The 25313-nt window shown below is 60.3% G+C and carries 23 protein-coding genes; 12 read left to right on the forward strand and 11 right to left on the reverse strand.

Features of this window, described 5'->3' with window-relative positions; genetic code table 11:
• The 4 genes from lysS to ET418_RS07515 form a co-directional block, all read right to left on the reverse strand.
• On the reverse strand, window positions 1-1479 hold the full coding sequence (lysS, locus tag ET418_RS07500) for a lysine--tRNA ligase (RefSeq protein WP_149306983.1): 1479 nt from the start codon (window positions 1477-1479) through the stop codon (window positions 1-3).
• Between the two features lie 163 nt (window positions 1480-1642).
• Window positions 1643-4123 carry an Rne/Rng family ribonuclease gene (locus ET418_RS07505; protein WP_149306984.1) on the reverse strand — a complete coding sequence of 827 codons (2481 nt, stop codon included), beginning with the start codon at window positions 4121-4123 and terminating at the stop codon, window positions 1643-1645.
• A 174-nt stretch (window positions 4124-4297) separates the two neighbouring features.
• A complete protein-coding gene (locus ET418_RS07510; RefSeq protein WP_149306985.1) occupies window positions 4298-4771 on the reverse strand; it encodes a ferritin-like domain-containing protein in 474 nt (157 codons plus the stop codon).
• 187 nt (window positions 4772-4958) lie between these two features.
• Window positions 4959-5471, reverse strand: coding sequence for a peptidylprolyl isomerase (locus ET418_RS07515; RefSeq protein ID WP_149306986.1), 513 nt, complete (start codon window positions 5469-5471; stop codon window positions 4959-4961).
• 487 nt (window positions 5472-5958) lie between these two features.
• On the opposite strand from ET418_RS07515, the gene ET418_RS07520 reads away from it, so the two are divergent.
• From ET418_RS07520 to ET418_RS07535, 4 genes are all read left to right on the forward strand, one after another.
• On the forward strand, window positions 5959-6144 hold the full coding sequence (locus tag ET418_RS07520; RefSeq protein WP_149306987.1) for a hypothetical protein: 186 nt from the start codon (window positions 5959-5961) through the stop codon (window positions 6142-6144).
• 130 nt (window positions 6145-6274) lie between these two features.
• A complete protein-coding gene (gene prmC / locus ET418_RS07525; protein ID WP_149306988.1) occupies window positions 6275-7138 on the forward strand; it encodes a peptide chain release factor N(5)-glutamine methyltransferase in 864 nt (287 codons plus the stop codon).
• Window positions 7135-7686, forward strand: a complete 552-nt coding sequence (locus ET418_RS07530; protein ID WP_149306989.1) for a hypoxanthine-guanine phosphoribosyltransferase — start codon at window positions 7135-7137, stop codon at window positions 7684-7686. Before prmC ends, ET418_RS07530 begins: the two co-directional genes overlap by 4 nt.
• A complete protein-coding gene (locus tag ET418_RS07535) occupies window positions 7687-8988 on the forward strand; it encodes an NCS2 family permease (RefSeq protein WP_149306990.1) in 1302 nt (433 codons plus the stop codon).
• 237 nt (window positions 8989-9225) lie between these two features.
• On the opposite strand, the gene ET418_RS07540 is transcribed toward ET418_RS07535, so the two are convergent.
• Complete coding sequence (locus ET418_RS07540; protein ID WP_149306991.1) at window positions 9226-9708, reverse strand: peroxiredoxin; 483 nt, start codon at window positions 9706-9708, stop codon at window positions 9226-9228.
• Window positions 9709-9862: 154 nt separating this feature from the next.
• Here ET418_RS07540 and ET418_RS07545 point away from each other — a divergent pair, with 154 nt between their 5' ends.
• The 7 genes from ET418_RS07545 to ET418_RS07575 all read left to right on the forward strand — a co-directional run bounded on the left by ET418_RS07545 (window position 9863) and on the right by ET418_RS07575 (window position 17160).
• On the forward strand, window positions 9863-11224 hold the full coding sequence (locus tag ET418_RS07545) for a sigma-54 interaction domain-containing protein (RefSeq protein WP_149306992.1): 1362 nt from the start codon (window positions 9863-9865) through the stop codon (window positions 11222-11224).
• Between the two features lie 241 nt (window positions 11225-11465).
• Window positions 11466-11714: a chaperone NapD gene (locus tag ET418_RS07550; RefSeq protein ID WP_149306993.1), complete on the forward strand. Its 249-nt coding sequence runs from the start codon at window positions 11466-11468 to the stop codon at window positions 11712-11714.
• 30 nt (window positions 11715-11744) lie between these two features.
• Window positions 11745-14063: a molybdopterin-dependent oxidoreductase gene (locus ET418_RS07555; RefSeq protein ID WP_149306994.1), complete on the forward strand. Its 2319-nt coding sequence runs from the start codon at window positions 11745-11747 to the stop codon at window positions 14061-14063.
• 175 nt (window positions 14064-14238) lie between these two features.
• Window positions 14239-14541, forward strand: coding sequence for a hypothetical protein (locus ET418_RS07560; RefSeq protein WP_149306995.1), 303 nt, complete (start codon window positions 14239-14241; stop codon window positions 14539-14541).
• Window positions 14542-14629: 88 nt separating this feature from the next.
• Window positions 14630-15094, forward strand: a complete 465-nt coding sequence (gene nrfH / locus ET418_RS07565) for a cytochrome c nitrite reductase small subunit (RefSeq protein WP_149306996.1) — start codon at window positions 14630-14632, stop codon at window positions 15092-15094.
• Window positions 15095-15118: 24 nt separating this feature from the next.
• Entirely contained in the window at window positions 15119-16582 is a 1464-nt protein-coding gene (locus ET418_RS07570) for an ammonia-forming cytochrome c nitrite reductase subunit c552 (protein ID WP_149306997.1), read from the forward strand.
• A gap of 206 nt (window positions 16583-16788) precedes the next feature.
• Complete coding sequence (locus tag ET418_RS07575) at window positions 16789-17160, forward strand: 4Fe-4S binding protein (RefSeq protein WP_188055406.1); 372 nt, start codon at window positions 16789-16791, stop codon at window positions 17158-17160.
• 276 nt (window positions 17161-17436) lie between these two features.
• Here ET418_RS07575 and ET418_RS07580 read toward each other — a convergent pair whose 3' ends face one another.
• A complete protein-coding gene (locus ET418_RS07580; protein WP_149306999.1) occupies window positions 17437-19692 on the reverse strand; it encodes a xanthine dehydrogenase family protein molybdopterin-binding subunit in 2256 nt (751 codons plus the stop codon).
• Complete coding sequence (locus tag ET418_RS07585) at window positions 19689-20150, reverse strand: (2Fe-2S)-binding protein (RefSeq protein ID WP_149307000.1); 462 nt, start codon at window positions 20148-20150, stop codon at window positions 19689-19691. Before ET418_RS07585 ends, ET418_RS07580 begins: the two co-directional genes overlap by 4 nt.
• 221 nt (window positions 20151-20371) lie before the next feature.
• On the opposite strand from ET418_RS07585, the gene ET418_RS07590 reads away from it, so the two are divergent.
• Complete coding sequence (locus ET418_RS07590) at window positions 20372-20866, forward strand: ferritin family protein (protein WP_149307001.1); 495 nt, start codon at window positions 20372-20374, stop codon at window positions 20864-20866.
• Between the two features lie 58 nt (window positions 20867-20924).
• On the opposite strand, the gene ET418_RS07595 is transcribed toward ET418_RS07590, so the two are convergent.
• From ET418_RS07595 to resB, 4 genes are all read right to left on the reverse strand, one after another.
• Window positions 20925-21854: a cation diffusion facilitator family transporter gene (locus tag ET418_RS07595; RefSeq protein WP_149307002.1), complete on the reverse strand. Its 930-nt coding sequence runs from the start codon at window positions 21852-21854 to the stop codon at window positions 20925-20927.
• Between the two features lie 91 nt (window positions 21855-21945).
• Window positions 21946-22707 (reverse strand): TerC family protein, encoded by a 762-nt coding sequence (locus ET418_RS07600; protein WP_149307003.1) that lies wholly within the window; start codon window positions 22705-22707, stop codon window positions 21946-21948.
• A gap of 295 nt (window positions 22708-23002) precedes the next feature.
• The gene (gene ccsB / locus ET418_RS07605; protein WP_149307004.1) at window positions 23003-23854 is read right to left on the reverse strand and encodes a c-type cytochrome biogenesis protein CcsB; all 852 of its coding nucleotides are present in this window, start codon (window positions 23852-23854) and stop codon (window positions 23003-23005) included.
• Window positions 23854-25233: a cytochrome c biogenesis protein ResB gene (gene resB, locus ET418_RS07610; protein ID WP_149307005.1), complete on the reverse strand. Its 1380-nt coding sequence runs from the start codon at window positions 25231-25233 to the stop codon at window positions 23854-23856. Before resB ends, ccsB begins: the two co-directional genes overlap by 1 nt.
• Window positions 25234-25313 lie beyond the last annotated feature (80 nt).

Raw genomic sequence — 25313 nt, forward strand, 5'->3', positions numbered from 1 at the left:
CTATTTCATTTCCTTCCGCAACTGGGGAAACAGGATCACGTCGCGGATCGATGCGGAATCCGTCAAGAGCATCACCAGACGGTCGATGCCGATACCTTCGCCTGCCGTGGGGGGCATGCCGTACTCCAGGGCGCGGACATAGTCCTCATCCATGTAATGGGCTTCTTCGTCCCCCTTGTTCTTCTCGGCCACCTGGGAGAGGAAACGCTCCTTCTGGTCAACCGGATCGTTCAGTTCCGAGAAGGCATTAGCGATCTCGCGGCCGCCGATGATCAACTCGAAACGGTCGACGATATCGGGGTTATGATCGTTCTTGCGCGACAGTGGCGACACCTCGGTCGGATAGGCGGTGATGAAGGTCGGTTGGATCAGCTTGTGCTCGACCACCTCATCGAAGATTTCCATGACCAGCTTGCCGTAGCCGATGTCCTGGGGAAGATCGAGGCCGAGGCCGCGGGCATAGGCCAGCGCCAGATCGCGGTCGTCCAACTGCTTGGCATCGACATCACCATGCTCCAGGATCGCCTCCCGAACGGTCAGGCGTTTCCAGGGGCGCTTGAAGCTGATCTCGTTTCCCTGGCAGGTGAAATCCAGCGTGCCGAGAATTTCCTGGGCCACATGGCAGAAGAGTTCTTCAGTGAAATTCATCAGTTCTTCATAGGTGGCGTAGGCCTGATAGAACTCCATCATGGTGAACTCGGGGTTATGGCGCACCGAGATCCCCTCGTTCCTGAAGTTGCGGTTGATCTCGAAGACCCTTTCCAGGCCACCCACCACCAGGCGTTTCAGGTAGAGTTCGGGGGCAATGCGCAGAAAAAGCTGCATGTCCAGGGCGTTATGATGGGTAACGAATGGCCGGGCTGTGGCGCCGCCGGGGATCGGATGCATCATGGGGGTCTCGACCTCCAGGAAGTCGCGACCAGCCATGAAACCGCGAATCAGGTTGACGATCCGGGAGCGCTTGATAAAGACATCGCGCGCTTCGGGATTGACGATGAGATCCACGTACCGTTGGCGATAACGCGTTTCCAGGTCGGTGAGCCCGTGGAACTTTTCCGGCAACGGGTGCAGCGATTTGACCAGGAGACGAATCTGTTTTGCATGGAGCGACAATTCGCCGGTCTTGGTGCGAAAGGGAAATCCCTCGATACCGACGATATCGCCGATGTCAAAGGATTCGAAGGTTTCAAAGGCCTCTGCGCCGACCTCGTCCTTTTTGACATAGACCTGGATGCGCCCCTTGCGGTCCTGGAGCTGGATGAAGGCGGCCTTGCCGAAGGAACGTCGGGCAAGCATGCGACCAGCCACGATGTACTGTTCACCACTGGCATCGAATTGTTCCGTGTCGCCGTAGGCGGCAACCACATCGGCCGAGGTATGCAACGGTTTGAAATCATTGGGGTAGGGATTGACTCCGGCCTCCCAGAGGGCATCAACCTTGCGCCGTCTCTGAAGCAGGAGTTCGCTGAGTTCTTCCATGGTATTTTTTCAGCCTTTCGTGAGCAACATATCCGGGATTCGGTGGGGCAAGACTGGTAAAAATATCGCCAACATCCTGTCAGGTCAAGAAAAAAAGGAAGCGGCCGTCAAGCCCCGCCATAGGCGGTTACTATCCTGTGCGGGGACGAACCGCACGGGGACGCTACTGGTCTCCTTCGTCCTTTTTGACGCTCCGGGAACGGCTCGCGCGTTTTTTCGGTGCAACGACTTCCTCAACCACCGCCTCGGATGGAACAGGGGCCTTGACGGCCTTTTTAGCAGGAGCCCGGCGTGGTTTCGCCGGTTTCGTCGCCCCAAGGTCCGCTTCTACAGGGGCGGCATCTACCGCTGCCGGCGTCGGCTCGCTCTTCTTCCGGGTACGGGGGACTTTGGCCCGCTTGGGTTTTTCCGTCTCCGGAGCCGCCTCGGTCTTATCCGCAACGGGCGGTTCGGGGGCAACGGCCGCGGGCTGGACGATGGCCGCCTCGTCCTCCTTCTTGACCTTACGAGTAGTGCGGCGCGGCTTGGCGCGCTTTTCGGGCGCCGGTTCCCCTGCCGGGACACCAGCGGTCGGGACGGCAACATCCGCTGCCACGGCAACCGGTGTGACGGCGGCCTCCGCGACCGCCCGGGCCGTCTTGCCCCGCCGGGACCTTTTGGGGACCGCTGCCGCTTCGGGCTCCACCGGTGCAACCTGTTCAGCGGTCGCCACCGGGGCGGTTTCCACTGCCTCAGCCATTGGCGCCGCTGTTTCCGCGTTTTCCCCATCCTGCGCCTTGCCCCCTTTACGGCGGCGGCGCTTGCGCTTTTTCTTGGCCGGGGTTTCCAGCGTGGCGTCTTCTTCCTGATCACGCGCAGCTTCAGCCGATGGAGCGGCTTCCTGCCGCGATTCCTCCGGGCGCCCTTCCGCTGCCGGGGATTCGGCGGCAACGGCTACCGCCTCGACTGCCCCGTCTCCGGCTGGTTTCTTCTTCTTGCGGCGACGTTTGCGTTTCTTGCCACCTTCGGCAACGACGCCCTCGACCGCCTTTTCTTCAGCCCGTGCGGGTTCGGGCCGGTCAACCTTCCGTTCCGACGGTTCCGGTTGTTTCGGCGCCTCGGCAGCTTCGGCCTCGGATGCACGGACATCCTCCATGCGCGGTTTTTCCCGTTTGACGGTCTCCAGTTCGAGTTGGTTCATGGTAAAGGAGGGTTTCCCCTTCACCGTTACCTCGATCTCGTAATCGTTTTCGATCTGGGTCAGATCCCGCTTCTTGCGATTCAGCAGGTAATAGGCAACCTCCAGCGGCAGGGAGCCGCGCACCTCGGCCACGGTCCCTTTGGCCGCGGCGGCATGCACCTTGCGCAGGAACGAGACGGCCATGGCCTCCACCGACTTGACCTTGCCGCGCCCCTCGCAGTGGGGGCACGCCAGGTGAATGGCGTCGTTGAGCGTCTTGGCGATGCGCTGGCGCGACATCTCCAGCATGCCGAATTCGGAGATCCTCCCCAGGTTGACCCTGGCCTTGTCCATCTTGAGGGCATGTTTGAGGACCTTCTCAACATCGGCATTATGCTTCCGTTCCCGCATGTCGATGAAGTCGATCACGATCAGGCCGCCCAAGTCGCGCAACCGGAGTTGGCGCGCCACCTCTTCGGCGGCCTCCATGTTGGTCTTGTAGGCGGTATCCTCAATCCCCCGCTCGCCGCTGGACTTGCCCGAGTTGACGTCGATGCTGACCAGCGCCTCGGTCGGTTCGATGATCAACGAGCCGCCGGAGGGAAGCGCGACCCGCTTCTCGTAGATCTGGTCGATCTGCTCTTCCAGTTGAAAGCGGGAAAATATGGGGCGTTTCTCCTTGTGGAGTTTGACCCTCTTTTCGCACTTGGGCATGGTTTCGCGGAAGAACTCCTTGGCCTCCCGGTAGGCGTCCTTGCTGTCGACGAGCACCTCATCGATGTCGTCGGAGAAGTAATCACGGATGGAACGGATGATCAGCCCGCTGTCGCGGTAGACTTCGCCCGCCCCGCTGATCTCTGCTGCCCGCGCTTTAATATCTGCGTACAGCTCCAGCAGGTTTTCCAGGTCCTTGTGCAACTCCTCCGGCGCGCGCCCGACCGCCTCGGTGCGAATGATGTAGCCGATCCCTTCGGGGACATTCAGGCCGGCCACGATCTCCTTCAGTTTTTTGCGTTCGCCCTCCTGCTCGACCTTGCGGGAGATGCCGGTGGAATCGCTACCCGGCATGATCACCATGTAGCGTCCCGGAAGGGAAATGTAGCTGGTCAGGGCCGAACCTTTGTTGTCCCGCTCGTCCTTTTCCACCTGTACCACCAATTCCTGGCCGCGGCGCAGCACTTCCTGGATGCGGGGACGGCGCTTGCGCTGATCCTCCGGGACATCGTCGCGCCACTGCCAGAAGTCGGGATGTAATTCCCCCATCTGGAGAAAACCCGGCTTGGCCCGCCCGATATCGACGAAGGCGGCCTGGAGGCCGGGCTCAACCCTCAGCACGACCCCTTTGTAGATATTGCCCTTGGTCTGTTCCTTGCCGCTGATCTCGATATTGAGTTCCATCAGGCGGCCATCGTGCACGATAGCCACCCGCGTCTCTTCGGGATGCATGACATTGATCAGCATTTTTTTGCTTACGGTCTCGCTCATTGCGTATATTCCTTTCAAGTGAGACATGCCCACGTGACTACATTTAAATGAGTTATTATATAGATTCCAGCACCGAAAGCAAAGAAAAAGGGACACCTGGCGGAAATTGGCTGCCGCCCGGCGTCCCTTGGCAAGGATGGTATGAGTGTGGGCATCACCATGCCCCGCCTGTCATCAGTTTTCCGTCATGAAGTGCTGTTCGTAGAGATCTTCCAATGCCTGCAAATGGCGGCTCTCTTCCTTGAGAAGCTGTTGAAAGAGCTGCCCCATGGGGGCGCCGCTGCACCCCGATGCGACCTTGCCGTAAAAATCGACGGCCCCTTTTTCCAGATGAATGGCGTAGACCAACGCCTCCCGCACACCCGACTCGGGGCCCAGTTCCTGTTTTTTGAAGACATAGTCCAGGTGCATGGTGGGGATCGGCTTATCAAGAGCCTCGCCACCCTCCATGCGCCCTTCCAGCAACGCCTTTTCCAACTGATGCTTATGGTCGAGTTCGTCCAGCGCATTATCGCGCAAGAGTTCCCGCGCGCCCTTATTCGTCAACCTGCGGATGGCGGCAAGATAGTTGCGAAAGCCCTCGTTCTCCATTTCAATGGCCATCTCCACGGCAGCATCAAAGGTATAGCAGACCTGATCGTCGCTCATGTTGTACTCCCCTCCTCTATCTGATGTAGGCGTTACCTGCGTCTGCGTTAGCGGGAGCCATACTGTAGCTCATATTGTATACAGTTTCAAGAATGCAATTTCACTCAACGACTCATGACAAAAAAACGCCCCGATTCCGGTAGGGAAACGGGGCGACAGTGCCAACGGGCGTACTTGAAAACAGGCGTTATTCGATGACCTTGGCCGACACGATGAAAACCGGCTCCACGGGGACGTCGGAATGGCCCCTGCTGGTGCCGGTCTTGACGGTGCGGATCTCGTCAACCACCTCCATGCCCTCCAGTACCTTGCCAAAGACGCAGTAACCGTAGAGGTCCGGCTGCTTGCCCCGGTGGTCGAGAAAGGAGTTGTCCACCACATTGATGAAAAACTGGGAAGTAGCGGAATCGACCACGGAAGTACGCGCCATGGCCAGGGTGCCGCGCTCGTTGGAAAGGCCGTTGTCGGCCTCGTTCTTGATGGCGAACTTGGGCTTTTTCTGTTCCAGGTTTTCACTCATACCACCGCCCTGTACCATGAAATCCTTGATGACCCGGTGGAAGATCAACCCGTCGTAATAGCCTTCACGAACGTAGGAAAGAAAATTCTTTGCAGTTATTGGCGCCTTATCACTGAACAGCTCGATCTTGATGGAGCCTTTGGACGTTTCCAGCATGACGTGCGGGTTCTGCTCGGACATCTGCAACCTCCTTGATGCGTGAAATTCGGATCTTGTCCTGTAAAGTGGCTGTTTAACACACTGCGGCGTAAAATTAAACATTCTTTTTTCAGCGGTGCCACATGCGTGCCCAGAACCAGTAATGTCGGCCCGGCAGAAACAGATCAAAGGCAATACACTTTTCTTGCATACATATATCACTGATATTACAGGCTATTTCCAGGCATGTTAAAAAAAATAACACTTTGCCACGCTAGCAACGCACTGATATCGTTGTGTTACTTAAAAAATGTTAAAAAAATTACCACTTTCACGCTCCCCAAACCACGCCCCGTGCGGCATGAGGCCGCATCATCCCAAACAAGCATGCAATAACATTATGCTTTATAGACATGGCATGTATGTTGAGAGGACCACATCAGGCACCCCTGGCAACAGGAAGAGCCCAGGCGTTCCAAGGGACGCAAAAGGGGAACATCCCGGAAAGTTTTTTTAAGGAGGATGGCTGGTGGAAGAGAATCTGGCAACGATTTCCTGTATCTCCTGCGGCTTTGTCAGCACCGTATCGCGCAAGGTGGCGCTCCATGAGCCCGAACGGGCGGTATGTCCCAAGTGCCGCTACTCGTTTCGCCTCTCCGATTGCCCGGCGGATGTTCAGCCACGTTTCCTGCCGGCCGGCGTGCTCATGGTGTAGGGTCCCACCACTGGAGCCTCCGGCGGCATGAAAGGCGGCCGCGACCATTCAACGCCGCCCGCGCCTCTTTTTTTGTGGAGCATAGCCGCAGAATAGGTTAGTATCCGCCCATTCTTTTCGGAATGGCGACATGGCACCTCAGGAACAGTGGACAACCATCAAGGTCCTTGCCTGGACCAAAGACTATCTGGGCACAAAAGGCATCGAAAACGCCCGTCTCGAAGCGGAATGGCTGCTGTGTGCCGCCACCGGCCTGGACCGGGTCGGGCTCTATCTCCATTTCGACAAACCGCTCAACGATGACGAGTTGGCTGCATTTCGCGCCATGGTGGCCCGCCGGGCCCGGCGCGAACCGCTTCAGCACATCCTCGGCACCCAGGAGTTCTGCGGCCTGGAGTTCGAGGTCTCCCCGGACGTGCTCATCCCCCGCCACGACACGGAAACCCTGGTAACGGAGGCCCTGGCCCGCAGTCCCGAGGCGCGGAGCGTGCTGGACATCGGCACCGGCAGCGGTTGTATCGCCGTTGCCCTGGCCCATAGCCTGCCCAATGCGGCCGTAACCGCCATCGACATCTCCCCCGCAGCCCTGGAGATGGCGCGACGCAACGCCGAGCGCAACGGGGCAACGGTGGAATTCCTGGCCGGTTCGCTCCTGGAGCCGGTGGCCGGACGCAGCTTCGACCTGATAGTATCCAACCCTCCCTACATACCCAGCACCGATATCGACCGACTCGAGCCCGAGGTGCGGGACTTCGATCCCCGTGGCGCCCTTGACGGCGGCGCGGACGGGCTGGACCTCTACCGAATTCTGATCCCCGGGGCCCCGGCGCATCTGAACCCGTCCGGCTGGCTGCTGGTGGAGGTGGGGATCGGCCAGGCCCCGGCGGTTGCTGAATTATTCAAAAAAACACAAGAGTACGATCACCCCATAACGGCGTGCGACCCCGGCGGTATCGAGCGCGTGGTGGGGGCACAACGAAAGGATGTGTCATGACGGTAGATGAAGCGAACCAGGTGTTGACGGAGGCCGACCTGCTGGTTGGCGAGGCGGGCGTGGCAGCGGCCATCGGGCGGCTGGCGGGCGAGATTACGGACCAGCTCAGGGAAGCAAACCCGGTGGTGCTCTGCGTCATGAACGGCGGCTTGATCTTTGCCGGACAACTGGTGACCAAGCTGGTGTTTCCCCTGGAGATCGAGTATTGCCACGCCACCCGCTACGGCCATGAGACAGCGGGAGCGGGCCTGAACTGGATCGTGCGGCCGCGCCAGGAGTTGCGGGGCAGAACGGTGCTGCTCGTGGACGATATCCTGGACGAAGGCATTACCCTGGCCGCCATTGCCGACTACTGCCGCGAGCAGGGGGCAGCCCGGGTGCTGATGGCGGTCCTGGTGGACAAACGTCACGACCGCAAGGTTTCCCCCGGTTTCCGGGCCGACTTCACCGGCATGGAAACCGAAGACCGCTTCCTGTTCGGCTACGGCCTGGACTATAAAGGGTATTGGCGCAATGCGCCGGGAATCTATGCGGTGAAAGGCTTGTAGATGAAAAACTTTTTCCAGTTCGAGCAGCACAAGACGAGCTATCGCCAGGAGACCCTGGCCGGGGTCACCACCTTCCTGACCATGGCCTACATCATCATCGTCAACCCGGCCATCCTGGAAAACGCCGGCATCCCCAAGGGGCCGTCGGTTACGGCCACGATCCTGGCGGCGGTTATCGGCACCGTGATCATGGCCCTCTGGGCGCGGCGTCCCTTTGCCATCGCACCCTACATGAGCGAGAACGCCTTTATCGCCTTTGTGGTGGTCAAGGTGATGGGCTATCCCTGGCAGGTGGCCCTGGGGGCCGTCTTCATCGCCGGTGTGCTCTTCACCCTGCTGACGGTCTTCAAGATACGCAGTTGGCTGGCGGAATCGATCCCCCTGTCGCTCAAGGCCAGCTTTGCCGTGGGCATCGGCCTGTTTCTGACCTTTATCGGCCTCACCGAAACCGGGCTGGTGGTACTCGGGGTTCCGGGCGCGCCGGTCAAACTGGGCAACATCTCCCAGCCGTCGGTGCTGTTGGCCATGGCCGGTTTCCTGCTGGTGGTGGTGCTGATGGCCCGCCGCGTCCGCGGCGCCCTGGTGATCGGCATCATCGCCACCACCATCGGCTCCATCGCCCTGCACATCACCCCCCTGCCGACCCAGTTCGTCAGCCTTCCCCCTTCCCTCTCCCCGATCCTGTTCAAGCTGGACATCGTCGGCGCCTTGCAACCGCACTTCTTTCCGGTGGTGATGGTCATCTTCATCATGGCCTTCCTGGATACGGTCGGGACGCTGATCGGCCTTTCCATGCGGGCCGACCTGCTGGATGAGAATGGCAACCTGCCGGAGATCGAGAGACCGATGCTGGCCGATGCCCTGGCCACCATGGCGGCGCCGCTCCTGGGCACCAGCACCACCGGCGCCTACATCGAATCGGCCGCCGGCATCGAAGAGGGGGGGCGCACCGGTTTTTCGGCCCTGGTGGTGGCGGCGCTGTTCGCCCTCTCCCTGTTCTTCGCCCCGCTCTTCACCATCGTGCCGCCCCACGCCTACGGCATCGCCCTGATCGTGATCGGCTCCTTCATGATCCGCCCCATCACCCAGCTCAACTTCGACGATTTTACCGAGCTGATCCCGGCCTTTCTGACCGTGGTGCTGATGATCTTCACCTACAACATCGGGGTGGGCATGACCTCCGGGATGATCACCTATGTCCTGCTCAAACTGTTCACCGGCCGGGCGGCCGAGGTCAAGGCCGGCATGTGGGTGCTGGCGCTGCTCTCCCTGTCCCTGTTCTTCTTCCTGCCCAAAATGTAGCTTGCCCCGGCAAGTCGCCCAAACGAAAGGGAGGTGAAGCCGTTGCGCTCCATCTCCCTTTCTTTATCCTGAATTTGTGACGCCTGAACGGCGGAGCGAGCGACATGCCGGGGTCCAGCGTCGCTCATGAGGCACCATGCCAACTGTGCCGTGCGCCCTCCGCCACGGTGGAGGCACGGCCGACACTGCCGGGACTGAGGCATGCGGAGCGAGAGAAGCCGTGAAGGTGTCACGGATTCAGGATAAAGAAAGCGTCCTGTCCTGTTCGATAAACGCAAGCACCTCGGCCGGGTGCTGTTCCGCCTTGGCAACCTTGGCCCAGTGCTTCCGCACCACGCCGTCCGGGCCGATAACCACGGTGGAGCGGATGGTGCCGGTAGTCTTTTTGCCGTACATGACCTTCTCTCCAAACGCCTGGTAGGCTTGCATCATGGCGGTATCAGGGTCGGACAGCAGCACAAACGGCAACCCCTGGGCAGCGATGAATTTTCCGTGGGAGGCGATGCTGTCCTTGCTGACCCCCAGAAGCACGATCCCCCGGTCGGCGAGCTTCGTATAGTCATCCCTGAAACCGCAGGCCTCCTTGGTGCAGCCGGGGGTGCTGTCCTTGGGATAGAAATACAGGACCACCGTCTTTCCGGCATACTCCTTCAGGCTGTGGCGCACGCCGTCGCTCCCCTCCAGGTTGAAATCGGGGGCCTTCTTCCCTTCCAGCGACATGGTTTCCCTCCTCGGCACAAACAGGATAATTTTTATCTTTAACCCACCATACCATTATTTTCCAAAAGGTCAACACCGGCAGCCGGATCATTTTTGCTGCACCACGGCGCGAACTATGTTACCATTTTGTAACGCGATTTCGAACGGAGGCATCATGGGCGCAGCACCGGATATCTCGACCATCCACCGGGCGATCCTGGAGAGTATGGGAGAGGGGGTCATCTTCATCAACGCCGAGGACCGGTTGACCTTTATCAACCATACCGCCGAGCAGATCCGGGGGATCAAGGCCGAGAACTTCATCGGCCGCCACATCCTCACCATCCATTCCCCCACCACCGCGGAACGGGTCAAACAACTTCTCAGCGGCCTCAAGGACGGGTCGATCCAGCAGACGCGGCGGGTGATCGAGGTCAAGGGCAAATATTTCGAGAACAGTTACTACCCCATACGGGCAACGGAGGGCTCCTACCTGGGAGCGGTCCTGGTCAGCCGCGACATCACCGAGAAACAACTCCTCAAGGAAGAGAACCGCCTGCTGCGCGACCAGATGGGGTTGGGCGACGCTTTCAACGATTTCGTGGGAACGAGCCAGCCCATCCTGCAACTCTTCCAGACCATTGCCGCCATCGCCACCCTGGACTCCACCATCCTGATCACCGGGGAAAGCGGGACCGGCAAGGAATTGGTGGCCGCGGCCGTTCGGCAGCACAGCAAGCGGCTCAACAAGCCGGTGGTCAAGGTCAACTGCGCCGCCCTGCCGGAGAACCTGGTGGAATCGGAACTGTTCGGCCATGAGCGGGGGGCCTTCAGCGGGGCTTTTTCCAGCCATCGCGGCAAGTTCGAGCTGGCCCACGGCGGAACCATCTTCCTGGACGAGATCGGCGACCTCCCCCCCATCGCCCAGGCCAAACTGTTGCGGGTGCTCCAGGACCGGACCATCACCCGGGTGGGGGGCGAAAAAGAGATTGCCGTGGACGTGCGCATCATCGCCGCCACCAACCAGGACCTTCAATCCCTCGTGGCCTTGGGGCGTTTCCGGGAAGACCTGTACTATCGGCTCAACGTCATCACCATCCATGTGCCCCCCCTTCGGGAGCGGCGCGAGGATATCATTTCGCTGGCCGAATATTTCCTGCGGCGCTTTGCGGAAAAGATGGGACGCCCGATCAAGGGGATCAGCCAGGCGGCGGCCCATATCCTGGCAGCCTACGACTATCCCGGCAATGTGCGGGAACTGGAGCACGCCATCGAACGGGGCGTCGCCCTCTGCGGCGGCGAGAACCTCATGCCCCAGGACCTCCCCGCCGGTTTCCTCGCGGCCGGCGGCCGGACCACGCCGGTCCGGCGCGACAACGACACCCGCCCCCTGTCCCGCTCGCTCGACGATTTCGAGCACCAGGTCATCCGTGATGCCCTTGCCAAGACCGGCGGCCGCAAACAGGAAGCCGCCCGCCTTCTCAACATATCCCGCAAAACCTTGTGGCAAAAACTGAAACAGATGGAAAACGGGTAACAAACGTTACGCGAATGTTACCCTAAAGTAACATTCCCCCGCCCCGCCGCCTCAACTTTCCCCCTTCTCTCAAAAATAAATGTGTGCTTACGGATAGTTATTTATTAACCCTCTCCCTGGCACGCTCCATGTAAGTCTGTTCTCCGGATGGGGTTCCCCCCGCATTGCCAGGAACTATTCCGGTGATACACTTGGATTCGTACCCCCACACGCTAGGTAACAATCTTATCAAGGAGCATTTATGCCGGTTTCAGGAGTCGTCGTCACCTGTGTTGACGGGTGTGCCCAGGATGTGGCCCAGCGACTCGCCGCCCTTGACGGCGTCGAGGTGCATGGCGTGCTGCCGGACGGGCAGATCGTGGCCGTCCTGGAGGCGGATACGGTCGATGGGGAGGTACGGCTGTTTGCCGGCTTTCACGAGGTTGAGGGCGTGCTGGCGGTCAGGCTTGCCTACCATAATTTCGAGGATACGGAGCAGGTGCCGTCCTGAAGTCGCATTTTCGCAGCACAGGAGGAATATATGGAACTTTCCAGGCGTGATTTTCTCAAAAGCAGCGCGGCCGCGGCCGCATTTGCCGCGGCCGGCGCAGCGGCGCTGAGCCCCCTGCGACCGAAGGATGCGGCAGCGGCGGAGAGCGGCATCACCTGGGGCAAGGCCCCCTGCCGCTTCTGCGGAACCGGCTGCGGCGTACTGGTCGGCGTCAAAAACGGCAGGATCGTCGCCACGAAAGGTGACCCCCAGGCCCCGGTCAACCGTGGGCTCAACTGTATCAAGGGCTATTTCCTCTCCAAGGTCCTCTACGGCACGGACCGCCTGACCAAGCCGCTCATCCGCAAGGGTGACACCATGGTTGAGGCCTCCTGGGACGAAGCCATGACTCTCATCGCCTCGAAGTTCAAGGAGGCCATCGCCAAGCACGGTCCCGATTCGGTGGCCATGTACGGCTCCGGCCAATGGACCGTCTTCGAGGGATACGCCGCCAGCAAACTCTTCAAGGGGGGTATCGGCACCAACAACATCGAACCCAACGCCCGGCTCTGCATGGCCTCGGCCGTGACCGGGCTCATGACCACCTTCGCCAGCGACGAACCCATGGGGTGCTACGACGACCTGGACCTGGGGGACACCTACTTCCTGTGGGGCGCCAACATGGCCGAGTGTCACCCGATCCTCTTCTCCCGCATGATCGACAACCGCTTGAAAAACCCAAAGGTCAGGATCATCGATTTCGCCACCCGCCACACCCGCACCTCCCAGATGGCCGACCAGTACGTCCGGTTCGCCCCCCAGACCGACCTGGCGCTCCTGAACGCCATCGCCCACGTCATCATCCGCGACAAGCTCTACGACGAGCAATTCATCAAGGAACATGTCGTCTTCAAACGGGGCAAGGAGAATATCGGCTACGGCCTGGAGGACAATTTCAAGTTCGCCGACGAGCCGAAACTGATCGGCTTTGACGAGTATGCGGCGTTTCTCAAACCCTACACCCCGGAATACGTGGCCACTATCTCGGGCGTGCCGGCCACAACCATCGTGGAGTTGGCCCACCTGTACGCCGACAAGAAGCGCAAGGTCACTTCCCTCTGGACCATGGGCTTCAACCAGCATACCCGCGGCACCTGGGTCAACAACCTGGTCTACAACGTCCACCTGCTGACCGGCAAGATCTGCAAGCCGGGAGAAAACCCCATGTCCCTGACCGGCCAGCCCTCGGCCTGCGGCACGACGCGCGAGGTCGGCACCTTTACCCACCGTCTTCCTGCCGACATGGTGGTCACGAATCCCGAACACCGGGAGAAGACCGCAAAAATATGGGGCGTCGATCCCAAGAAAATCCCCGCCAAACCGACCTACAACGCCACGGAGATGTTCCGCGCCCTGGACCGGGGCGACATCAAGGTGGTCTGGGTCCAGGTGACCAACCCGTTCCAATCCCTCCCCAACCTGAGCCGCTACCGCACGGGCGCCCGGAAAGGGGATGGCCGTTTCGTGATCGTCTCGGACATCTACCCGACCCGCTCCACGGAACTGGCCGACGTGATCCTCCCCTCGGCCTCGTGGGTCGAGAAGGAGGGGGTCTTCGGCAATGCCGAGCGCCGCACCCAGCAGTGGTTCAAGCTGGTGGACGCCCCGGGCGAGGCCCGAAGCGACCTGTGGCAGACCATGGAACTGGCCCGGCGCCTCGGCCACGGCAACCTCTTTCCCTACAAGCAGGTGGAACCGGAGATGTGGGAGGAGTACCGCAAATTCAACGAGGGGCAGGGCAAGGATCTGGCACCCTACGCGACCTATGCCACGACCCGCGGCCTGCGCTGGCCGGTGGTGAACGGCAAGGAGACCCTCTGGCGCTACGCCGAAGGGCACGACCCCTATGTGAAGCAGGGGGAGGGGATCAAGTTTTATAAGAACAAGCCCGACCACTATAAAGCGGTCATCTGGGCCCGCCCCTATGAACCGGCGCCCGAGGTGCCGGACAGGCAGTACCCGTTCTGGCTCTGCACCGGCCGCGTGCTGGAACACTGGCACACCGGCACCATGACCGGTCGCGTGCCGGAACTCAAGCGCGCCTACCCCGCCGCAGTGTGCGAGATGCACCCCGACGACGCCAAACTACTCGGCGTCCAAAACCTCCAAAATGTGAAAATCTCCTCCCGGCGCGGCTCGATTGTGCTGCCGGTGGAGTTGAACGGCCGCAGCAAGGCCGAAAAAGGCAACATCTTCGTGGCCTTCTTCGACGAGGGCAAGCTGATCAACGAGTTGTGCATCGACGCCTACTGCCCCATCTCCGGTGAGCCGGACTTCAAGAAGTGCGCGGTCAAGATCGAAAAGGCGTAAGTAACGGCAATTTGCCACGGAGCAACAGAGGCACGGAGAAAACCAGGAGCAAGGCACAAAAGACAGTGATTCCTGTTTGGTTTACCCCGAAAAGGTTGTGCCTTTCTCTGTGGACCTCGGTGTCTCCGTGTCCCTGTGGCAGATGTCGATCCTTAATTCATGTAGGAGGTTATCCATGAAAGCTTTGCTCAGGATTCCGGCCCTGGTCGCCTGCGTTGTCGCCCTGGCGCTCCCGGCGTTGGCCCAGGAGCGGGAAAACTACGAAGCCGATGCCCGCAGCGCCGAAGACCCGCCGCCGGTGATCCCCCATTTTGTGGCGGACAGCGCCAACGGCACGGCGTGCCTGGCCTGCCACGAAACCGGCGTGAAGGGGGCGCCCGTGACGCCCCACCCCACCCGCCTCAATTGCACCCAGTGCCATGTCAGGAGCGAGATGAACGCGAAAACATCCGGGACAAAGGCAAAGACACGGCAATGAACATCAACCGCAGGGGACTCCCCGAAACGAACGGACATGCGCAACAGAGGGGTAAAATAAAAAGAGAGCGATGGGAGGAGGTGGGAGCATGTCGAGTTTTTTGAACGGGAAACAGTGGGTAGTCCTGGGCATTGCCGGTATTGTCGCGCTGTTGGTGGTTGCGTTCCTATTGGTGGGACCACCCCAGCTACTGGCAAAATCCGACTCTCCCGGTTTTTGCGCGGGATGCCATGTCATGGAGAGCGAGCATACCGCCTTCCTGCATGCCGGAGCGCACCGCAGAAACCGCTGTGTCGATTGTCATCTGCCGAATGAGAACCTGGCGATTCATTACGTCTGGAAGTCCATCGACGGCATGAAGGACGCGATCTTCTTCTATTCCGGCCACACCCCGGAACGGATCACACTTTCCGAACATGGGGCAAAGGTACTCCAGGCAAACTGTATCAGATGCCACGAAGAATTGGTTTCCATGATCAATACGGAACAAAAATGCTGGAGTTGCCATCGCAGCATTACCCATTTACGCAGCGGCGCAATAGAGACACTCTAATATAAAACAAAAGGGGGTACACCAATGAAGATGAGAACTGTGGTTTTTGTGGTTGCTGCGGCAGGTATGGGGTTGTTCGCCGGCGGCTGCTCTCCGCAAAAGGCCGAGCAGGTGAAAACGGTACAGATCGCGGACGGCACGATCGATCCGGCAGAGTGGGGAAAAGCATACCCGGTCGAATACGAAATGTGGAAAAAAACCGCCGATGCGCCGGAGACGCCCGGTCTGAGCAAATACAAAAGAGGGAACGACAACCCCAAATCCATGGTCGACAAGCTCTCCGAATATCCGTATCTGGCCCTGCTCTTTAACGGCTGGGGTTTCGGCATCGGGTATAACGAGCCCCGCGGCCATTCACACATGGTGCAGGACCAGCTCGATATCGATGCATCGCGTGTCAAGGCCGGCGGCGTCTGTCTCACCTGCAAGACCCCCTACGTCAATCATCTCGTGAAAACCATGGGCCCCGACTACTACAAGACGCCCTACAAGGAGGTCCTGGCCAAGATCCCCGATCAGAAGAACGCCACCCTCAGCGTGTCCTGCAGCGATTGCCACAACAACAAGGACATGTCCCTGATGCTCTCCCGGGATTTCACCCTCGGCGCTGCCCTTCGCGACATAGGTGTGGATACCACCAAGCTCGATCATCAGACGAAACGGACCCTTGTCTGTGCCCAGTGCCATGTTACCTATGTCATCCCCAAGGACAAGGAAATGCATTCAACCGGGGTGTTCTTCCCCTGGCAGGGCAGCAAGCTCGGCAATATCACCATCGAAAATATCATCAAGAAGATTCAGAGCGACCCTGCGTACGGCGAATGGAAGCAGACCGTTACCGGTTTCAAGCTGGGATTCATCCGCCATCCCGAATACGAGCTTTTCTCCAACAACAGCGTGCACTGGAAAGCGGGAGCGTCCTGTGCCGACTGCCATATGCCGTACACCAAGGTCGGTTCCCACAAGGCATCCGACCATCGCATCACGAGCCCGCTGAAAAACGGCCTGAAGGGTTGCCTGCAGTGCCATGCGGAGAGCCCGGAATGGCTCAAGGGCCAGGTCATCGCCATCCAGGACCGTACCGTTTCCCTGCAGATCCGTGCCGGTTATGCAACGGCCACCGTGGCCAAACTCTTTGAGATGACCCACAAGGCCCAGGCGGCCGGCAAGACCATCGATAAGGGGCTCTACGACAAGGCGAAGGAATACTACGAAGAGGCTTTCTACCGCTGCACCTTTATCGGCGCGGAGAACTCGGTAGGTTTCCACAACCCCAGCGAGTCCATGCGGGTGCTGGGAGACTCGGTTGCCTTTGCCACCAAGGCGGAAGGGCTGCTCCGTCAGGCACTGGCGCAGGCGGGAGTGAGCGTCCCGGCCAAGGTCGATCTTGAGCTTGCCAAATACCTCAACGACCGGGGGGCAGGTAAGCTGAAGTTCCGCAAGGAACTGGAACTGCCCGATCCAAGCGGTGTCCAGAATCGTTTTTAGGCTTCCGTACCGTGTGTGACACGAAAGCCCCGCAGTCAGCAACCGCGGGGTTTTCGTTTTTGGCTGTCCAGCTCTGTAAAAATTTCTACCATTGGGACGCCCACTCGTGCCATTATATTTAGAGGATGAGCCCTCCTGTACGATGGCAGACAACGCACCGGAGAGATTCCTGGCGTGACGCGAGGAATGGAGACAAAGGCACAGCAATGGACATCAGCCGCAAGGAATTTTTCAAAAAGAGCCTGTACTCCCTGGGCGAGGCGATCACCACGGTCAGCGGCGCCCTGAAGGAGCCGGAACCTGAACGGCCCACCATCCGCGACACCGCCGATTTCGTCCCGGGCGCGGAGGAAAATATGCGGGCGGTGCCCCATAACGAGCAGTGTTTGGCCAAGAACTGCGGCTGCTTCGCCTGTTTCGAACGGTGCGAACCCCAGGCCATCACCGTGGTAATGGGTGAAGGGATCAGGATCGATGCAACCAAATGCACCGGTTGCGGCACCTGCGAATATGTCTGTCCGGTGACCCCCAAGGCGGTCAGGTTGCAACCCCGTACTAAACGGGAATCACCCGCCTAAAGTACGGTTCATGGAAAAAATGCTCGGGGAACAGCCCTCCTGAAGAAAAACTGGCGGTCGCAGAAAACAGGGACCGGATTGACGCGCCACGGAAAAGCCCCGTTTCGAAAGGAACGGGGCTTTTCTTCTGCTTTGCTGGATGTGGGGAAAACCAGGCAGTCGGGAACCCGAACAGGCCCTCCCGGATATTTGCGATAACGGACGAGAACAACGACGGGCAGTCCCCGGTCCACGTCTTTCCGTCGGCCAGGGGCTGCCCGTCAAGGTTGTGCGCCGTCAGGCGAGTTTGTTCTTGCTGATGGGTAAGTGGCGAATCCGTTTGCCGGTAGCGGCAAAGACCGCGTTGCAGATAGCCGCCACCACCGGCGGTACACCCGGTTCACCGACACCGGTCGGCCGTTCACTGCTCGGTATCAGGTGCACCCGCGTCTCAAGCGGTGCGTCGCCCATCCGCGCCACCGGATAATCGTGGAAATTGGATTGTTGGATCTGGCCACCGGCCGCCGTGATCTCGCCCATCAGAGCAATGCTGGCGGCAAAGACCGCGGCCCCCTCGAATTGGGCCTTCACCCGCTCCGGGTGGACCACCAGCCCGGCATCAACGGCCACATCCACACGGTGGATACGGATCTTCCCGGCATTGTCCACCTCCAGATCCGCCACTGCGGCCACATAGGTAAGAAAACTGCGATGAGCCGCAAAGCCGAGGGCGCGCCCCTTGGCGGGCGCCCCTTTCCCCCAGCCGGAACGATCGGCCACGACCTCCACCACGCGCCGCAACCGTCCGGTATCCAGCGGGTACTGGTCCAGCGGCTTGCCGGAGTTGACGAATTTCGTCCCTTCGGCCCCAAAATCGATGATCCGCGCCGGTCCCAACAGATCCAGAAAATACTCGATCCGGTCGCGGCTGGCCTCTGCCGCCAATTCATCGACAAACGACTGCACGGCAAAGGCGTGATAGACGTTCGCCACGGAGCGCAGCCAACCGATGCGCACATGGTTTTGGGCCGGCCCGTTCTCGGCCCTCATGTTGGGGATGGCGAACGGCACGTCCACCCACCCCTGGCCCAGTTCGTTGTCCCCGCCATAGCGCGCCGAGGCGTCGAATGTGGACCCGATAGGGGGAAACACGCTGCGCTGCAACCAGGCGATCGGCCGGCCGCTTCCGTCCGTGCCCGCCTTCAGGTACATGGCCGCCACGGAGTGGTAGTAATCGAACTGGATGTCATCCTCACGGCTCCAGGCAACCTTGACCGGTTTGCCAACCTTTTTTGACAGCACGGCCGCTTCCACCGCGTAATCGGGTTTCGATTTTCTCCCAAAGCCGCCGCCCAGAAGCGTCACGTGACAGGTTACGTCCTTTGTGGCGATGCCGAGCGCCTTGGCCACCGCATCCTGCACCGCCTGGGGGTTCTGGGTCGCAACCCAAGCCTCCACCTTGCCGTTCTTGTAGTTGGCCACGGCCGCAGGTGGCTCCATGGCGGCATGGGCCAGGTGGGGGGCATAATACTCGGCCTCGTGGATGGCAACAGCCCGGGTAAACCCGGCATCCACATCGCCGATGTTTCTCACGACCTTCTGCGGTTTGCGGGCCGTTTCCTGGAGCGATTTTCTGTAGTTCTCCGATTCGTAAGTGCCATTCGCCCCCGGTTCCCACTGCACTTTGAGCTTCGAGCGCCCCTGCCGGGCCGCCCAGGTGCTGTCGGCGACTACCGCCACGCCACCCAGGGCCTGGAAGGCGTAAGGCGGTTTCGCCGGTTCCATGACCACCACCTTTTTCACCCCCTTGACCTTGCGTGCCTCCCGGTCGTCGCAGGACTTGAGCGTCCCCCCCAGGACCGGCGAGCGTTCGATGGAGGCGTACAGCATCCCCGGCAGCCGCGTGTCGTATCCGAACACGGCCGTGCCGGTGCAGATGGCGGCCAGATCAACGATAGGCACCCCCGTGCCGACGTAGCGGTACTCCGACGGCTTCTTGAAGCGCAGTTCGCCTGGTGCCGGCACCGGCTGCCGGGCGGCCGCAGCCACCAGTTCACCGAAGCCGAGGCTTCGGCCGCTGGGGAGATGCACCACCCGGTGATGGTCGGCCCTGCATTCCGAGCCCGCCACCTTCCACGTGGCGGCGGCTGCATGTTCAAGCATCAAGCGGCCCGTGGCGCCCACATCGCGCAGCGCTTCATAAAAATCACGGATCGATTTGGAGCCGTCGGTATTCTGGTCACCGTACTTGGGATCGCCGATGGCCTGTTCTATCTTCACCCGGCTCCAGTCGGCATCCAGTTCGTCGGCCGCCACCATGGGGAGCGCGGTACGGATGCCCGTACCCATCTCCGAACGGTGGGCAATGATGATGACCGTTCCGGACGGTTCGATGCCCAGATACACGCCGGGATACCATGCCGCCTGGGGATTATCCGCCACCAGGGCGCCCACCGCCTGGAAGGGGTGCAACCGGGCGCACAGGACAAAAGCCCCGGCTGAGAAGACGGTCCCAAGAAAAACCCGGCGGCTGACAAGGATCACGTTGGTCATGATCCACCTCCCGCCGCCAGCTTTACCGCCTGGCGGATACGTTGATAGGTCCCGCAACGACAGATATTACCCTGCATGGCCTCTTCTATGTCCTGGTCCGTCGGCTTCGGCTTCTGCCCCAGCAGCTCGGCAGCCTGCATGATCTGGCCGCTCTGGCAATAACCGCATTGGGGCACGTTGCACGTCTCCCAAGCCTTTTGAAGCGGATGGTCGCCACGGGCGCTCAATCCCTCGATGGTTACGACCTTCTTTCCGGCCATGCTCTTCATCGCGGTGATGCAACTGCGGGTCGCCGCGCCGTTCACCAGAACCGTGCAGGCCCCGCACTCTCCGATGCCGCAGCCGAACTTGGCCCCGGTCAGGTGCAACTCGTCCCGTAGATACCACAACAGCGGCATGTCCGGGTCACCTCCGAACGTCCGCTTCACCCCGTTTACCGTCAGTGCGATCCGTTTCATTGCGCCCCCTTCCCCGCTATTTCCTGAATGGCTCGACACACCATACCCGGGACAGAGCTGTCCCTCATCCATTTACCGCAACGGTGCGGCCCCTTGCGCCGAAATTCCCATTAAGTATACCCCCGTTCCCTCCCCCCGCAAGCAAAGGTGGCATTGATTAACCTGCACATTTTCCATCTGCTCTTGTGCTATAATAACGACATGTAGAGGAGGTGAATGATATGGACGCAATCGAATTCATGGCCCGTTTTGAAGAAGACGGCCTTCGTTTTTTTGAAGCCCTCGGCGCCGAAAGCGCCGATGCCGAACGAAAAGAGCTGTTCGACCTCCTGGCCGACAATCAGAAACGTCACCTGGGCACCCTTGAGAGTCTGAAGGTGAACGTGCACGGCATCGAAACCGATACCACCCTGGTTAACCGGGCCGAGCAGGTAATCAACGGCTTCCGGCGGACACTCAACCACCACGACCTTCTCAAGGAATTCAAACAGGATGCCGACGCCTTTGATCATATCGTGAAGGCCGAGGAAGAGATCATCGGCCTCTTGGACGGGATGGCCAAGGCCGAAGCGGAGGAAAACACGCGGGAGTTGCTGGTACTCCTGGCTGAGGAGGAGAAGCAGCATCTGTGCAGGATGGAGAATATCTACGAGTTTATCGAAGCCCCCCGCAGCTACCTGGAGTGGGGCGAATTTTCAAACCTGCAGCCGCTGTAACAGATACCGTAAGGGAAGAAACGTGGGGCGCCGGTGAGAGGCGCCCTTTTTTTATGGGTCAGTGGGCGTGGTCGTGATGGTGATGGGATACGTGGTTCAGGTCCTTGATGATCGGCCGGGCCAGGCAGGCGCTGCATTCCACCTGCAGGGTGGTATGGGTGATGTGGTAGCGGTCCAGGAGCATGTGTTCCACCTCGTGGATCACCTCGGCCTGCTGCCACTTGAAGTCGTCGTTCACGTCCAGGTGGGCGGAGAGGGCCACAATGTGGGAGCAGATGGACCAGACGTTGAGGTGATGGATATTCTGAACCCCCGGCACGCTGCGGAGGCTCTCGGCAATCTCGCTCACCTTCAACCCGCGGGGCACCCCTTCCAGCAGGATATGGGTCGATTCCCGCAATACCCGCCACGCTCCGAAGAAGACCACGAAGCCGATGCCGATGGAGATGAGGGCATCGAGCACGTACCAGTGGGAAAAGTACATGACCACCCCGCCGACGATGACGCCGACCGAGGCGGCCGCGTCGCCGATGACGTGGAGAAAGGCGCTGTGCACGTTGAGATCGTCGTGGGAATGCCGGTGGAGGGCCGAGGCGGCGATCAGGTTCATGGCCAGGCCGATCACCGCGATGACGAACATGGGGAGGCTGTTGACCGGCTCCGGGTGCAGCAGACGCCCGGCCGCCTCGTAGAGGATGCCGAAAGCGATCAGGAAGATCGATACCCCGTTGATGAAGGAGGCGAAGACCTCGGCCCGGTGCCAGCCGAAGGTGCGGGTCTCGGACGAGGGGAGGCCGGCCAGCTTGATGGCACCCAGGGAGAGCAGCAGGGCGAACAGGTCCAAGAACACATGGGCGGCATCGGACAACAGGGCCAGGGAGTTGGTCCAGATGCCGCCGATGACTTCGGCCACCAGGGTGACCACCGTGAGTAGGATGGCGTAGCGAAACCGGGCGGCGATGCTCTTGTCGGGATTGTGTGGGTTCATGATAGCTCAACCATACCATAGGTACGGGCAAAATTCAAAAACAGCGGCGGCGCAACGGCGTCCCTGACCGCACTACCCCGGGTTTCGGTACTCATGGGGTGCCTTCATCGACAGGTTCCTCGTAGGGCTGATGCAGCGTTAACGGCGCCGCGCCCCGGCGGAGACGCAGGTTGAGCATCTCCACCATGACGGAGAAGGCCATGGCGAAGTAGATGTATCCCTTGGGGATGTGCATGTCCAGGCCATCGCCGATCAGCGACACGCCGATCAGGAGCAGGAAGCTGAGCGCCAGCATTTTGATGGTCGGGTGCCGTTCCACGAAGGCGCTGATCGCTCCCGAGAAGAGCATCATGAACCCCACCGCAATAACCACCGCCGCAACCATGACCGCCAGCTTGTTGGCCATGCCCAGGGCCGTGATGATCGAGTCGAGGGAGAAAACGATGTCGAGCAACAGGATCTGGACGATGACGCCGCCGAAGGTGGTTCCGGCACGGCCGGAGGCGGCGTACTCCTCCTCCCCTTCGAGTTTGCCGTGGATCTCCATGGTGCTTTTGCCCAACAGGAACAGGCCGCCCGCGATCAGGATCAGGTCGCGCCCCGAGATCGCGTTGCCCAGCACCGAAAAGAACGGTTTGGTGAGTCCCATCAGCCAGGTCAGGGAAAACAGGAGGCCGATCCTGATGAACATCGCCAGCCCCAGGCCCACCAGCCTGGCCCGCTCCTGCTGATGGAGTGGCAGTTTGCCGGCCAGGATGGAGATGAAGATGATGTTGTCGATGCCGAGCACGATCTCCAGTGCGGTCAGCGTGGCCAGGGCCAGCCAGACCTGGGGGTCGGTGAGCCATTCCATTGCGTACCTCCTCGTTCGATTCCCGGCATCAGCGTGATTAGCCAGCGCACGGGGATGGGAAAAAACGTGTGTCTCCGACGGTTAAACTGTCGCCGGGGATAATAAAAAAGACCTTTATCCCCGGTGTGTGAACGCCTGGATAAAGGTCTTGCTTTCGAATGTCATCGTCCCCGGCCCGGGCCGTACGACCGTATTGACGGGCCCGGGGCCGGCCATGTCTCCGGCCGGTAGCTACTCCCCTTTATACGGCTATGACTATAGCCAATCTCCGTCGGGCCTGTCAAGGGGATTGCGCCTACTTCCCTCCGCCGTAGCTATGGAGACCCGACAGGAACAGGTTGACCCCCAGGTAGCAGAAGATGGTGGCGGCAAAGCCGATGATGGAGAGCCAGGCCGCCTTTTTGCCGACCCAGCCGCGGGTAAAACGGGCGTGGAGGAACGCGGCGTACACGAACCAGACGATGAGGGACCAGGTTTCCTTGGGGTCCCAGCTCCAGTAGGTGCCCCAGGCGTAGTTGGCCCAGGCCGCGCCGGTGATGATCCCCAGGGTCAGTAGGGGAAAGCCGACCATGATGGCGCGGTAGTTCAGGTCGTCCAGCACCCGGATAGGGGGGAACATGGCCATGAGGCCGCCGGAAGAGGTGTCGGCGCGCTCTTCGCCACCGGCCTTGATCAGGTACATGATGGAGATGCCGCAGGCCACGGCAAAGGCCGCATAACCGAGGAAACAGGTGACCACATGGTACAGGAGCCAGTTGCTCTGGAGCGCCGGGACGAGCGGCTCGATGCCGCTGTTCAAGCCGAGCTGCGCCCAGGCCATGCCCAGCAAGGCAAAGGGCATGACAAAGGCGCCGATGACCCGGTATTTGTACTTCAGGTCGAGCAGGGCGAAGATCAGCACGATGGTCCAGGAGAAGAAGACCACGGACTCATACAGGTTGGAGAGGGGCGCATGGCCGTACCCCATGTCGTAGGACTCCTTCCAGCGCAGCACGATTGCACCGGTCTGGGCCAGAAGGCCGGCGTAGGCGGTCACGATGCCGGCCGCGCCGAGCGCCTTGGCACGGCTGGCGAGAAAGGCGAAGAACAGCAGCATGGAGACGAGATAGGTAAACGTGGTGACATTGAACAGAAGTGAGCTTGTCATTATCTTTTCTCCCCTGAACATTCTGTTTTGAGCTTATCGGCCAGCCGGTCGAAGAAGAGCTGGAAAGCCGCCTGGTTCTTGCTGGCGTTACCGCCCATGGTGACGGTTCCGTGCTGGATCCGCACCCAGATACGGCGGTGAGAGAGGAAGAACGCGGCAAAGATGCCCGCCACCATGAGCAGGCAGCCCAGCCAGACGATCCAGACGCCCGGGTCCTTCGCCACCTGCAGGCCGGTGTACATCCGCTTTTCCTCACCCTTGAAGTGGATGACCGGCCCCTTGCCATGCTGTTTCGCATGCTCGATATTCAGTTCGGGATGATTGGCGTAGACCACCACCCGTTCCGAAGCGCCGCCGGCTCCATGAATCTCGATATTGGCCGCCGGGCCGGAGAGACCGGGGGCGAAGGGGGCGATGTCGGGCGTGGTCTCGAGCACGTGCATGCTGCTGCCGTCCGGCAGGGTTGCCGAGCCGGTGGCGGGCACCGTTACCGGGACGGCGTTCTTGCCGTCGAGATCGGTGACCAGAAAGCGGTATTCACCGGCATTGCCGTAGCTGGATTGGTAGAAGGTGATCCCCTTGTAGGTCAAGGGATCGTTGACGATGATCGCCCTGTGCTCGTAACCCGGCACCGGCTTGCCGTTCTCCAGCACGGTCAGGACGCTCCTGAACTCCTTGGGGGCGCCGCTGTCGTAAAAGGACGCACTGAACTTCTCGCAAAGCACCGAGAAGCCGAGATCGATCTCCTTCTCCGAACGGGTTACCACCTTGGCAACACTCTCCCCTTCCATGATATTGGCGAAGGCCTTGTAGCCGAAGAGCGAACCGATCATCGTACCGATGAAGATGACGATGACGCTCAGATGGACGAAGTAGACCGAGAGGCGGCACCAGGGGGTCTTCTGGGCAAACAGGTGGTGGGCTCCGTCGTTTTCCGTCGCCACCGGCTCGGCAAACTCGGCCTTGAGAAGGGCGGTCACCTTTGCCTGGAGCGCCTCGGGCTCGCCGCCCGCCTTGAAGGAAACCACATTGGGCAGCGATTTTTCCAGCCCGCTGCCCAGCACCGTCACCGGCTGGGTGATGGTCTTCCAAATATGGGGCAGGCGTTTGATGGAGCAGGCGACCAGATTGACCGTCAGCAGGTAGAGCAGCAGGATAAACCACCAGGAATGGTACATGTCGAAGAAGCCCAGGGCCTGGTACAGCTTGAATTTGACCGGAGAAATCTGTTGCAGGTACTCCTGGGGCGGCGTCCCCTGGGGGATGATCGTCCCGATGATCGAGGTGGCCGCCAGGGTGATGAGCAGGGACATGGTAAGCTTCAGAGAGCAGAAGAAGTCCCACAGGGAGTTCAGAAAACTGCGTTGATCGGTTGTCACGTTGGCAGACTCCTTTGGTAGTGTGTCCCCCTGCCGCCGGACGCCGGGGGCGTACGCAGCAACAGGGCAGTATGGTGAAA

It is taken from the genome of Oryzomonas rubra (assembly GCF_008369015.1).
Taxonomy (GTDB): Bacteria; Desulfobacterota; Desulfuromonadia; order Geobacterales; family Pseudopelobacteraceae; genus Oryzomonas; species Oryzomonas japonica.